This window comes from Butyricimonas synergistica DSM 23225, assembly GCF_000379665.1.
Taxonomy (GTDB): Bacteria; Bacteroidota; Bacteroidia; order Bacteroidales; family Marinifilaceae; genus Butyricimonas; species Butyricimonas synergistica.
Map to the genome: position 1 here is coordinate 254,217 of NZ_KB903359.1, position 12,701 is coordinate 266,917.

The window sequence follows — 12,701 nt, forward strand, 5'->3', positions numbered from 1 at the left end:
TAAAATTGAGAATATGTTTGGATATGAATTTGCAAACCCCGAATACTTTTGGTTATTGTTGGTACTGGTACCGATGATAGTCTGGTATATTTTCAAGGAGAAGCAATCGCACGCCGATATGAAGTTTTCTTCTATCCGGGTGTTTAAGCTGATGAAGCGGGGAAATCGGATCTGGTTGCGTCATTTGTTGTTCGCGGCAAGAGTGATCGCCATCGTGTTTCTGGTGTTTGCTTTGGCTAGACCGCAATCCAGTTCGAGTTGGCAAACGTATAATAGCGAAGGTATAGATATTATGTTGGCTTTGGATATTTCCGGTAGTATGTTGGCGCGGGATTTTACTCCCGACCGACTGGAAGCAGCCAAGGAAGTAGCCACGAATTTTATACAGGAACGTCCGCAGGACCGGATCGGGTTGGTCGTATTCAGCGGGGAGAGTTTCACGCAGAGTCCCTTGACGACGGATCAGGCGGTGCTGATCAACGTGATGAAAGATATTCGTAGCGGAATGATTGAGGATGGTACGGCTATCGGGTTGGGGTTGGCAAACGCGGTCAACCGTTTGAAAGACAGTAAGGCAAAGTCGAAGGTGGTCATTTTGTTGACTGACGGTATCAATAACCGGGGATCAATCGCTCCCATGACGGCTGCGGAGTTGGCGAAGACTTTCGGTATCCGGGTGTACACGATTGGCGTGGGATCGTTGGGGGAGGCTCCTTATCCCGTGCAAACACCTTTCGGCGTGCAATTGCAACGGATGCCGGTGGAGATAGATGAAGATGTCCTGACTCAAATCGCCGATATGACCGGGGGTAAATATTTCCGAGCCACGGATAACAAGAAGCTGGAACAGATATATCAAGAGATTGATAAATTGGAGAAAAGTAAGGTGGAAGTGAAACATTTCAGCCGGAAGAACGAGCAGTTTTTCTATTTTGCTTTGATCGGAGCTTTGTTGTTGATTCTGGAAGCGTTAGGCAGATACACGTTATTGAGGAAAATTCCATAGGATTGAGCGATTGGGAGATTTTATAAATTATTAAATCTAAAAATTGATAAGGTTATGTTTAGGTTTGCACATCCTGATTTATTATACTTGCTGATAGTAATTCCTTTACTAATCGTATTTTACGTGGTAGCTAGGATACGCAAGAAGAAGGCAATAGCAGAATTCGGGAATCCGGAATTGTTGGCAACGTTGATGCCATTGCAATCGCCGAAGCGGGCTACGTGGAAGTTCGTTATGGTATTGATCGCTTTGTTTTTTGTCATTCTTGGGGTGGCGGCACCGCAGTTCGGTTCCAAGTTACAGCAGGTGAAGAAGGAAGGCGTGGAGTTGATTATTGCGTTGGATGTGTCTAATTCCATGCTGGCGCAGGATATCAAGCCAAGCCGGTTGGATGCGGCGAAACAAGCTATTTCCCGGATGGTGGAAAAGTTGAGTGATGACAAGGTGGGGTTGATCGTGTTTGCCGGGGATGCGTACGTGCAGTTACCGATCACGACGGATTATTCTTCAGCTAAATTGTTCTTGTCGGGCATCAACACGGATATAGTTCCGATTCAGGGAACGGCGATCGGAACGGCGATTGATTTGGCTGCCAAGTCTTTTACGTCGAATACGGAAGCCTCGAAAGCGATCATTGTCATCACGGATGGCGAGAATCATGAGGATGACGCGATTGCCGCGGCAAAGGCTGCTCGAGAAAAAGGAATATACGTGCACACGATAGGAATGGGATTGGCACAGGGAGCTCCTATCCCGGAGAAAGGTAATCCCGGTCAGTATATGAGGGATGGAAGCGGTAATCCCGTTATTTCCAAACTGGACGAGCAGACATTGAAGGAGATTGCTAAAGCGGGTGAAGGTATTTTTGTTCGGGCAAGTAATTCCAACGTGGGGTTGAATACCTTGTTGGATGAAATCAACCGGATGGATAAGACCTTGCTGGAAGAACGGGTATTCGCGGATTACGCGGATAAATACCAGTATTTCTTGATAATGGCATTGATTTTTATTCTATTGGATTTCATGATATTGGGACGTAAGAATAAGAATTTCTTGAAGATTAATATCTTCGGTACGGAAGAAAAGCGTGTTGAAGGTAGTCGATAAACATTGAAATGGAGTGATATGGTGAAAGTTTTAATGACAATGATACTAGCGGTAATGGTGAGTAGCCCGTTATTCGCGCAGCAGGAACGGAAGTTTATCCGGGGTGGAAATGACTTGTTCAATAAGCAGGACTTCGAGAAAGCCGAGGTGGAATACCGCAAGGCGTTGGACACGGAAGTGAAGTCCTACGAGGGAGCTTTCAATCTCGGGGATGCTTTGTACAAGCAAAAGAAGTATGATGAGGCGTTGCAACAATTCCAATCTTTGGCTCAGAACGAGAAGGACAAGGAGAAATTGGGCGAGTTGTATCATAATATTGGGAATACTCTTTTGTCGATGAATAAATTGGACGAGAGTATTGAGGCTTACAAACAATCGTTGAGGAATCGCCCCAATTCGCAGGAAACGAAATATAATCTGGAATTTGCCCGTAAGATGAAGCAGGATCAGGAGAATAAAGATCAGAATAAAGATCAAAATCAGGATCAGAACAAAGACCAGAATAAGGATCAAAACAAAGACCAGAATAAAGATCAGCAAGACCAGAATAAGGATCAACAAAATAAAGATCAGCAAAACAAGGATCAACAGGATAAGAAAGACCAGCAGCAACAACAGCAGCAGCCTAAAATATCCAAAGAGGATGCCGAACGTTTGCTGGAAGCTTTAGAGGCTGATGAGCAAAAAACACAGGAAAAAGTACAAAAAGATAAAGCCCAGACGCAGAAAGCGAAAAAGATGAAGATTGAGAAAAATTGGTAATTTTGCAGAATGAGTCAAAGGGTATAACAGAATCAAAAGAATAAAACAGATGAGGTCATTAATTATAGCATTATTGTTATGTGTTATAGGGGGGACAAAGGTATTTGCCCAAAAGACGACGTTTGATGTTTCGGCTCCTTCCGTGGTGGAGGTCGGGGAGCAATTCCGGCTTTCTTACACGTTAAACAAGCAAGGCGAGAATTTGCAGGTGCCGACCTTGAAGGGGTTTGATTTATTGGCAGGACCGTCGTTAAGCACTTCAATGAGTTTTTCCAATATAAACGGTAAGATGGAACAAAGTTCGCAGTTTACTTACACGTATGTTTTGGAAGCGAGGGAAGAAGGCGAGTACACGATAGAACCGGCGACGGTCACGGTTGACGGAAAGGAGTATAAGTCCGAGGCAGTCAAGATCAAGGTGATTAAGGGTTCGGGTGAATCACGGGGGAATAATAGCGGTAACCGGAATAACAGTCAGCAGCGGGAAGAGCCGCGCGGTAGTACCTCGATAAAAAAAGATGATCTGTTTTTGAAATTGGAAGTAAGCCGGAAATCATTGTACGTGGGTGAAAGTCTTGTCGCCACGTTGAAAGTGTATTCCCGGGTAAATCTTGCCGATATACAATGGAAAAAGGTACCCGCTTTCGATGGCTTTTTGACGGAAGAAAAGAAGATCGGGCAAATCCGGTTGAACCGGGAGGAATATAACGGGAAAATCTACGACCAGGTGGGTGTGTTGCAGGAGAATATCTTATTCCCCCAGCACGCCGGAACATTGAAGATAGATCCCTATGAGATTGTATGTTTGGTTCGTCAGCGTACAACAGGACGTGCAGGTAGTATATTCGACGATTTCTTTGGGGAATACCGAGATGTTCGGGTACTTTGCGAGAGTGATCCGGTAAATATTACCGTGAAGAGTTTGCCGGAAACCGGAAAACCGTTAGGCTTTAGCGGTATGGTCGGAACGCTTTCTATGGCGACCTCCGTGTCTACCGATACGTTGAGGGCGAATGATGCGTTGACTTATAAAGTCGTGTTGCGGGGTAACGGGAATATGAAATTGTTGAACGCACCAAAGATCAATTTCCCACATGACTTTGACGTGTATGACCCGAAGGTTACGAAAGATATAAACGGTACTTCCGGGACAGTTACGTATGAATATATCGTTATTCCCCGTTACGCGGGAGAATACAAGATCCCGGCAATACAATATTCCTATTTCGACCCGAAATCCAATACTTATAAGATGTTGAAAGGGGATGAATACACGATTCGGGTGGCGAAAGGGAATGAAGCCAGTTCCAGTGCGGGAGAGGCTGCCTTGCAATCCTTCAAGAAAGAGGATGTGCGTGTGTTAGGGCAGGATATTCGTTTCATCAAATCCGGCAAGAGTGATTTGAGCCCGAAGGGGATTCAATATTTCGCGACGATGTCTTATTGGTTGAGTTTCATTATTCCTTTCGTGCTGTTCGTGATCGGGATGATTCTGAATCGCCGACGGATAAAAGCGAATGCCGACTTGGTACGCGTGAAGAGTAAAACGGCAAATAAGATGGCACAGAAACGCTTGAAAGCTGCCGCGGTAGCCATGAAGGCAAGTAATTCCGAGTTGTTCTACCAGGAGGTACTGAATGCCATGTGGGGATACGTGAGTTATAAATTGAATGTTTCCGCTTCTGAATTGAACCGGGATAATATCAGCGATATTTTAACCCGTCGGGGTACGGATGCAGCTTTAATACAAGGTTTTATAGATGTGCTTGACCATTGTGAGTATGCCCGTTATGCTCCCGGTGCGAACCAGAGTGAGGAGATGGATAAGGTGTACAAGGATAGTATATCTATTATCACGAAGTTGGATAAAGCGATTTAGGCAATTGAAAATGTACAATTGAAAATTGAAGATGATGAAGAAGGTATATATAATTTTGGTTTTGCTGTTATCCGGAATTGTCGCGTTTGCCACTGATGACAAGGCTTTGGAAGACGAGGCGACAAAGATGTATCAGGAAGGAAATTACCAGAAAGCGATAGATTTATATAACGAGATTCTGGCGGATGATATGGAATCGGCTTCTATCTATTATAATCTGGGCAATTGTTATTACAAGATCGGGGAGATTTCCCGTTCCATATTGAATTACGAGCGGGCTTTGTTGCTCAAGCCCGGGGATAAGGATGCCAAATATAACTTGAAACTGGCACAACAGGCTACAGTGGATAATATCAAGGTGTTACCGGAGTTGTTCCTCGTGCGTTGGTATAACGCGTTTGTCACCGCTCTCACGGCAGACCAGTGGGCTTATGTTTCAGTGGCTCTCTTTATAGCTTTTTTGGTAATGGCGGCGTTATTCTTCCATGCAACCACGATTTCTTTAAAGAAGAGTTGGTTTACTTTGGGTATTATCTTGTTGCTCGTGTCGATTATGACGATATTCTTTGCCACGAAGCAATATCATCGCGTGACGAATCGTGATAGTGGCATTATCATGACGCCGAGCGTGGTGGTACGCGGAGCGCCCGATAATAGCGGTACGGAACTTTTCATGGTACACGAGGGGTTGAAAGTGCAGGTAATCGGCTCTTTGGGTGATTGGTATAACGTGCGTTTGGCGGATGGAAACGAAGGATGGATCGCTAAAACCGATTTGGAGAAAATATGATAAAAAAATTAATTGATTTTGTAGAGAGATAATTCATTTTACTTTGTAATTTTGTAGACCGATGTTCAAAGAAAGTCAAAAGTAAATTGAAAGTTATTATTCATGGAGAATTATATTGTTTCGGCGCGTAAATACAGACCTGCAAGTTTCGATACCGTGATCGGGCAACACTCGATCACATCCACGTTGAGAAATGCGATCCTCAATAAACAACTGGCGCAAGCCTATTTGTTCTGTGGACCGCGTGGTGTCGGGAAAACGACGTGTGCCCGTATTTTTGCCAAGACAATTAATTGCATGAACTTGCAACCGAATGCCGAGCCGTGTAACGAGTGTGAATCTTGCAAGGCGTTTAATGACGGGCGTTCGCTGAATATCCATGAATTGGATGCCGCTTCCAACAATAGCGTGGATGACATCCGGGGATTGGTAGACCAAGTGCGCATTTTGCCGCAGGTAGGACGGTACAGCGTTTATATCATCGACGAGGTGCATATGTTGAGTGCTTCGGCTTTCAACGCTTTTTTGAAGACTTTGGAAGAACCGCCCGCCCACGCTATATTTATTCTCGCCACGACGGAGAAACACAAGATACTGCCGACGATATTGTCGCGTTGCCAGATATACGATTTCAACCGGATTAAAGTCCCCGATACGATAGACCATTTGAAACGTATCGCAGCGAAAGAGGGAATACTGGCAGAGGAAGAAGCCTTGAACGTGATTGCGCAAAAGGCTGACGGGGCAATGCGTGACGCTCTTTCGATCTTTGACCAAGTAGTGAGTTTCTGCGGAAAAAATCTGACTTATGACAAGGTGATCGAGAACCTGAACGTGTTGGATTACGATTACTATTTTCGGTTGACCGATCTGTTTTATGCCGGGAAAGTAGCGGAAACATTTCTGCTTTTCAATGAGATCATGGAGAAGGGATTCGATGCCGGTAACCTTATATCGGGACTCGGGCGGCATTTCAGGGATTTACTGGTGGCAAAGGAACCGATCACGGTGCAATTGCTGGAAGTGAGTGCTTCTATTAAAGATCGTTATTTGCAACAAGCACAGGCAGTGACTCCCGATTTCATTTTTGATGCGCTGAAAGTCGTAGAACAGTGCGAGATGCAATATAAAATCCGTATGGAGAAGCGCTTGTGCGTGGAACTTACACTGATTAAATTGTGTCAGATCAATGAATTAAAAAAAAAAGCCTTAGCATAGAAGAATTTGCCGGGTTGTTGAAGATTGAGGGATTCAACGGCAAATTTCAACAAGCGAACGGGGGTGTGGTTGCTGCACCACCCGTGGAAGCGCCGCATGCCGAAACGACAAAGAAACCAATCTACAAGCCCGAGAATATTCATTCTTTCAATTTGAAAAAGGCGTTGGAAGAAACGAAGGAGAAGGCTAACGACCAGCAAGACGGGCAAGGTTTGAGAACGGAAGACAACCGGGTGAAAGCTCAAAGCGAATTTACCGCCGCAGATGTCACAGCTGCGCTGGAATCATATATTACCACGTTGGGCGATGAAGATAAGGCAACTAAAATAGCCCTTTCTTCCCATGCCCCAAAAGTCGAAGGGTTTGTTATTACGCTTGAGGTCGACAATGACTTTCTGTTGACCCGGACGATGGATTTGCACCCGGTTTTGCTTTCTTTCCTGATGAAGAAATTGAATAATGGTTTTATTACACTGAACGTGCAAATCTACGTGGATAAGAACGACGGGGAGGAGAAGAAGCGTTTGTTTACCGCCAAAGATAAATTTGAGCATTTTGCGTCGATCAATCCTGCCGTGGGTGAATTGAAAGCCCTTTTCGGGTTGGAAATAGAATAGAGTTTAAAGGGAGGAACTTATTCATTTTAGATTTTAAATTTTAGATTGAATGATTCGGTTGTCGATTCCGTGATTGATAAAATGTTACTTGTGTGGCTGAAATCCTAGATTGTTTCTCCTGCTGCCAGATGGAGTAATTTATCTTTCTCGCCAACGATCCAAATGACGTCGCCAGCCTCGAACACGGTGTCCGGAGTGGGGTTCATGGTGGAGGTACCGTTACGTTCGATGCCGATAACCAGGCAGGCAGCTTTGTCACGTATGCCGGATTCCCGGATGGTGTGCCCCACGAGTGGTGTACCTTCTTCGATGATGAATTGCTCGAGGCTGACCTCGGGGGGACGTTGCCGTTCTAGTTCCTGTTTCCTTTTTTCTACCCGGTCTTCCACGAATTTACGGAATACTTCAATCTCGTTGTCCGTTGCTGCCACGATGATGTGGTCGAACGGGTACAGACGTTCCTCTCCGCCGGGAATATTGATGCGTTCCTCTCCGCGGGTAATGGTAACGACGCTTACTCCGCAAGTCTGACGGAAGTTCAATTCTTTCAGAGTTTTCCCGACGCTGGGAGAGGATTGCGATACCTCGAAATCAGCCAAGTGGAGATCCCGGTCGAGTAAATGTTTCACGAAACGTTGTTTGATCGGGGCTTTGCGTTCCTGTTCTTGTTGGCGTGCCGTGAAGTTTCGCAAGAAACGCCGTTCTAGTTGTATCGAGTATTTTTTCAGCCGTTTGGAATAGATGAAAAACAGAATAATGGCACTCGCGATCACCAGCAGTAGCCCGGCAGCCACGTTCACGAGGCTGGAAATGACAAACATCACGATGCCGATACACAGGGCTATACGCAGCACGATAAGTGACACTAGTGGTCCCCGGTTGTATTTACTGTCATTCCAGAGATATTGAAATTCTTCGGAGTGATTCTTCTTCATCATTATTGCACGCAGGAAGGGAGAAATCAGCAGCAATATCGCCACGGCACTGACAAGCCCGCCTTGTATGCCGGGCAATTCCCGCCGGATGAGCGGGGTGAGGTATTGCAGGAACAGGGCGATGGTGAAGATGGAGAGTATCGTATACGTGAGTACGATACGGAACAGTGCTTTGAGTAGCTGTGACCACATTCCCTTGTGGTGTATCGTGTTCGTTCCCGTGCTATACCTGTCTATGAAGCGTTTCCATGATTTTGGCATACGTCTGTCCACGAACTGGTAGGCGGGTTCGGATAGCCGGATCATGTAGGGCGTGAAGAAGGTCGTGAGTACCGAAACGGTAACGACGATCGGGTACAGAAATTTGTCCGTCACGTGTAGCGACATTCCCAATCCTGCGATGATGAAAGCAAATTCACCGATTTGGGCGAGAGAGAAACCGGACTGGATGGCTATCTTCAAGTTCTGTCCGGAGAGTAATACCCCGAAGGCGGCGAATGTCACCTGTCCCACGACAACGACGAGGGTAATGAGCAGGATGGGGAACCAGTACTCGACCAGCATGGCGGGATCGATCATCATGCCGACGGAAACGAAAAAGATAGCCCCGAAGAGATCCTTCACGGGCTTAACGAGATGTTCGATATTCTCCGCCTCGACGGTTTCCGCCAGAATAGAACCCATGACGAAAGCACCCAACGCCGCGGAGAATCCCGCTTTGACGGCGAGTAATACCATGCCGAGGCACAATCCCAGCGACACGACAAGCAAGGTTTCGGCATTCAGCCATTGTTTCGCTTTCTTCAGGAACGTGGGTATCAGGAAAATTCCGGTGATTGACCAGAAGACGAGAAAGGCAACAAGTTTGAGGATGCTGTTTGCCATTTCCATTCCCTCGAAATGCTTACTCACGGCGAGGGTGGACAACAATACCATCAGTACGACGGCGAAGAGGTCTTCGACCACGAGAATGCCGAACACGACCCCCGCGAAACGTTGTCCCCGCAATCCCATGTCATCGAAAGCCTTGAAGATGATAGTCGTGGAGGACATGGAAAGCATTCCCCCGAGGAAAAGGCTGTTCATGTGTCCCCAGCCCAGCGACAATCCTGCCGAGTAACCCAACATCATCATGGCTCCCACGATGGTGAGGGCGCTAATCATGGCGGTGCCGCCCACGTTCATTAATTTCTTGAAACTGAAATCAAGCCCCAGGGCGAATAACAGGAAAATAACCCCGATGTCAGCCCATATCTGAATATTTGCCGCATCCATGACCATGGGACCGCCGAACGTGTAAGGTCCTGCGATAATGCCTGCCATGATATAGCCCAGCACAACCGGTTGCTTTAGCCATTTAAAGATAATGGTTATTAGTCCCGCGGAAAAAAGAATGACCGCCAAATCCGAAATTAAAACAGGAATGTCCGACATATAGCTGTTTACTTGTTATCGACGACAAAGTTAATGGTTTTATGGATTGAATATATCGGGTGCGGCATTCTTTATTGCAGATTTTTGTCCTTGTCGGCAGGGTATATCTTTGGGTAGCACGGGGTATGCTAATCGATTATTGATTATCTTTGCGGTGTTATGGAAAAAGATAGTCATTTGGAAAAAGCAGCTATTCGGGGAGCAGTGTGGACGATGTTGTTCACCGGGGGATTGCTCTCGGTCGTGCAGGTTATGGTCGGTCCGCCCCTGTTGCTGGCGGAAAGGTTGTTGCCCGGCGGCGGTTGGGTACAGGTGGTGTTGGCTGCCTTGTTTAGCGGTTGGCTTTACACGCAGATGTTCGAGCGTGCCGGACGTGCCGTTTGGCGGCGGCGGATATGGCTGTTGTTCTCCGTGGTCTTTTTCCTTCAATTGTTATTGGGTATTTACGCGGATAGCGTGTTTCTGATGTCCGGGAAGCTGCACTTCCCGATACCGGGTTTGATCCCGGCGGGCGTGTTCTACCGGGGCGGGATGTCCTTTATGCCTTTTCTGTTTTTGATTACGATATTGCTTTCCGGGGGAGCCTGGTGCAGCCAGTTGTGTTATTTTGGAGTTTGGGACAATCTGGCGGCGGGGAAGAGCGGTAAACGGCAGGGAATCAAGCCTGCCGCGAGAGCCCGAATCCGTTGGACGGTACTCGTGTTGTTTATTTTCGTGGCTGCGGGATTGCGGCTGTTTGATATTCCGGCAATCTATGCCACGGTGATAGCGGCTTTTGCGGGAATTGCGGGCGTTGGAATCATCGTGTTTGTATCCCATCGGCGGAATATCGCAGTGCATTGTTCGTCGTATTGCCCGGCGGGGACGCTGGTGTCTTACTTGAAATACGTGTCCCCGTGGCGTTTTCGGATGAACGACCGTTGCGTGCGTTGCATGGCATGCGTGCGGGTGTGTCGGTATGATGCGTTGCCGAAGGAGAGTGTTCTGAAAGGGCGTCCGGCGGTGAATTGCACGCTGTGCGGGGATTGCTTGGCAGCGTGTAGGCACGGGGCTTTGGAGTATCGTTTCGGCAGGCTTTCGCCCCTCGCGGCAGAGCGTTTGTGGCTGGGGACGACGCTGGTACTTTTTACTTGTTTTCTTTCTATTGCCCGGGTGTAAACGATTGCGGAAAAAGATAAATATTTCAGGAAATTTAACACAGTAATATGCGGGAGGATTGTACATTTGCGTACTAATCAATAATGAAATGAAAATAGACCGATTTCTTCAATTATTTGTGGTAAAGGAAAAGAAGTTTTATCCTTTGTATATCGAGCAAGCTGCTAATATCGAGATGGCGGCGAAACTTTTGGTAGAGCTTTTGCAGGAACAGAGCCATGACAGGCAGAAAGCTTTGTACAAGGATGTCAAAGAGTACGAGCACCGTGGCGACATGATCACGGCGAAACTTTACGAGGAGTTGAACAAGACGTTTGTAACCCCTTTTGACCGGGAAGATATCAACCGTTTGGGCAGTAGCATGGATACTTTGTTGGATTTTATTCATGATGCGGCAAAACGGATGTTGATGTATCGCCCGAAGAGTGTTAACCAGCTTATGATTGCCATGGCACAATGTATTGTTGAGGATGCCAAGATACTGGGGCAGATTATGGATATTCTGGATCAGATACAGAAAAGACCTCAAGAGATAAACGAGAAATGTGTTCGAATCAAGCAGATCGAGCATGACGTGGATGACCTGTACGAGGAATTCATGAGTGACGTGTTTGCCAACGAGAAAGACGCGATAGAGTTGGTTAAATTGAAAAACATCGGGCAGGTACTCGAGGATGCTACCGACCGGGCAAAAGATGTAAGCGACATCTTAAAGGGGATCATCATCAAATTCGCCTGACCGATATGTTGACAATAGTTCTTTTAACCATTTTGATCGCTCTTCTTTTCGACTTTTTGAACGGAATGAACGATGCGGCAAATTCGATCGCTACAATCGTGGCTACCCGCGTATTTTCTCCTACCGTGGCAGTGCTTTGGGCTGCTTTCTGGAATTTTGCGGCTATCTTTATTTTCGGCGTCAGCGTGGCGCACACGATGGGCGAGGGGATTGTGGATGCCGCCAGGATTAACGAATACTTGATCTTTGCCGCCTTGATTGGTTCGGTGATCTGGGTATGGTTGTGTACCCATTTCGGGATGCCTATCAGCGTGTCACACGCTTTGATCGGTGGGCTGATCGGTCCGGTTTGGTTTACTTTCGGGAGCGACGCTTTGGTTGCCTCCGGGATTATCAAGATCGCCGTGTTTATCGTGCTTTCCCCGCTTATCGGTATGATACTGGGATTTTTCATGATGTGCCTGACGATGTTGATATTCAAACGTAAACATCCGATGAAGGTGGAAGGCTTGTTTAAGGGTTTACAGCTTTTTTCTTCCGCTATATTCAGTTTGGGACATGGTGCCAACGATGCTCAGAAAACAATGGGTATCATTGCCATATTGCTGTACAGTGTGGCGGGAAGCAATGCCTTCGTCAGCGAGTACCTGTACGAGAACACGGGTGAATTCCACGTGCCGGTTTGGTTGATCGTGACTTGTTATTCGGTGATTGCCTTGGGTACTATCGTTGGTGGCAAGAAGGTTATCAAGACATTGGGCGACGGGTTGGCTCGCTTGAAACCCGTTCAAGGGTTCTGCGCCGAAACTTCCGGTGCCTTGACGCTGATGGGAACGGCTGTGCTGGGTATTCCCGTGAGTACGACGCACACGATCACCGGTTCTATTATCGGGGTCGGCATCACGAAGGGAGTGGCTTTCGTGCGTTGGGCTACGGCTACGAACATCGTGGCGGCATGGGTACTGACGATTCCCGCAACAATCTTGATGTCCGGGCTCGTGTACTGGATCATGGGCTGGTTCATGACCTTGCCGGCGTAACAATCTAAAATTAATT

General features: G+C 46.9%; 10 protein-coding genes and 1 pseudogene. 10 read left to right on the plus strand and 1 reads right to left on the minus strand.

Going from position 1 to position 12,701, the window contains the following annotated elements:
* Positions 1 to 13 precede the first annotated feature (13 nt).
* The 7 genes and pseudogenes from A3CY_RS0101105 to A3CY_RS22625 all read left to right on the plus strand — a co-directional run bounded on the left by A3CY_RS0101105 (position 14) and on the right by A3CY_RS22625 (position 7,379).
* Positions 14 to 1,006, plus strand: a complete 993-nt coding sequence (locus tag A3CY_RS0101105; protein ID WP_018336036.1) for a vWA domain-containing protein — start codon at positions 14 to 16, stop codon at positions 1,004 to 1,006.
* A gap of 54 nt (positions 1,007 to 1,060) precedes the next feature.
* Complete coding sequence (locus A3CY_RS0101110; RefSeq protein ID WP_018336037.1) at positions 1,061 to 2,113, plus strand: VWA domain-containing protein; 1,053 nt, start codon at positions 1,061 to 1,063, stop codon at positions 2,111 to 2,113.
* Positions 2,114 to 2,131: 18 nt separating this feature from the next.
* Entirely contained in the window at positions 2,132 to 2,875 is a 744-nt protein-coding gene (locus A3CY_RS0101115) for a tetratricopeptide repeat protein (protein ID WP_018336038.1), read from the plus strand.
* 49 nt (positions 2,876 to 2,924) lie between these two features.
* Entirely contained in the window at positions 2,925 to 4,754 is a 1,830-nt protein-coding gene (locus A3CY_RS0101120) for a BatD family protein (RefSeq protein ID WP_026207174.1), read from the plus strand.
* Between the two features lie 31 nt (positions 4,755 to 4,785).
* The gene (locus A3CY_RS0101125) at positions 4,786 to 5,544 is read left to right on the plus strand and encodes a tetratricopeptide repeat protein (protein ID WP_018336040.1); all 759 of its coding nucleotides are present in this window, start codon (positions 4,786 to 4,788) and stop codon (positions 5,542 to 5,544) included.
* Positions 5,545 to 5,646: 102 nt separating this feature from the next.
* Positions 5,647 to 6,732 (plus strand): annotated as a pseudogene (locus A3CY_RS22620) (DNA polymerase III subunit gamma/tau); the annotation flags it as partial.
* 44 nt (positions 6,733 to 6,776) lie between these two features.
* Positions 6,777 to 7,379, plus strand: coding sequence for a hypothetical protein (locus A3CY_RS22625; protein WP_018336042.1), 603 nt, complete (start codon positions 6,777 to 6,779; stop codon positions 7,377 to 7,379).
* Positions 7,380 to 7,483: 104 nt separating this feature from the next.
* On the opposite strand, the gene A3CY_RS0101140 is transcribed toward A3CY_RS22625, so the two are convergent.
* Positions 7,484 to 9,748: a cation:proton antiporter domain-containing protein gene (locus A3CY_RS0101140; protein WP_018336043.1), complete on the minus strand. Its 2,265-nt coding sequence runs from the start codon at positions 9,746 to 9,748 to the stop codon at positions 7,484 to 7,486.
* A gap of 159 nt (positions 9,749 to 9,907) precedes the next feature.
* Here A3CY_RS0101140 and A3CY_RS0101145 point away from each other — a divergent pair, with 159 nt between their 5' ends.
* The 3 genes from A3CY_RS0101145 (at position 9,908) to A3CY_RS0101155 (ending at position 12,685) form a co-directional block, all read left to right on the plus strand.
* Positions 9,908 to 10,906, plus strand: coding sequence for a 4Fe-4S binding protein (locus A3CY_RS0101145; RefSeq protein ID WP_051082661.1), 999 nt, complete (start codon positions 9,908 to 9,910; stop codon positions 10,904 to 10,906).
* An 88-nt stretch (positions 10,907 to 10,994) separates the two neighbouring features.
* Entirely contained in the window at positions 10,995 to 11,645 is a 651-nt protein-coding gene (locus A3CY_RS0101150) for a DUF47 domain-containing protein (protein WP_026207175.1), read from the plus strand.
* A 5-nt stretch (positions 11,646 to 11,650) separates the two neighbouring features.
* Positions 11,651 to 12,685: an inorganic phosphate transporter gene (locus A3CY_RS0101155; protein WP_018336046.1), complete on the plus strand. Its 1,035-nt coding sequence runs from the start codon at positions 11,651 to 11,653 to the stop codon at positions 12,683 to 12,685.
* The last annotated feature ends 16 nt before the right edge of the window (positions 12,686 to 12,701 follow it).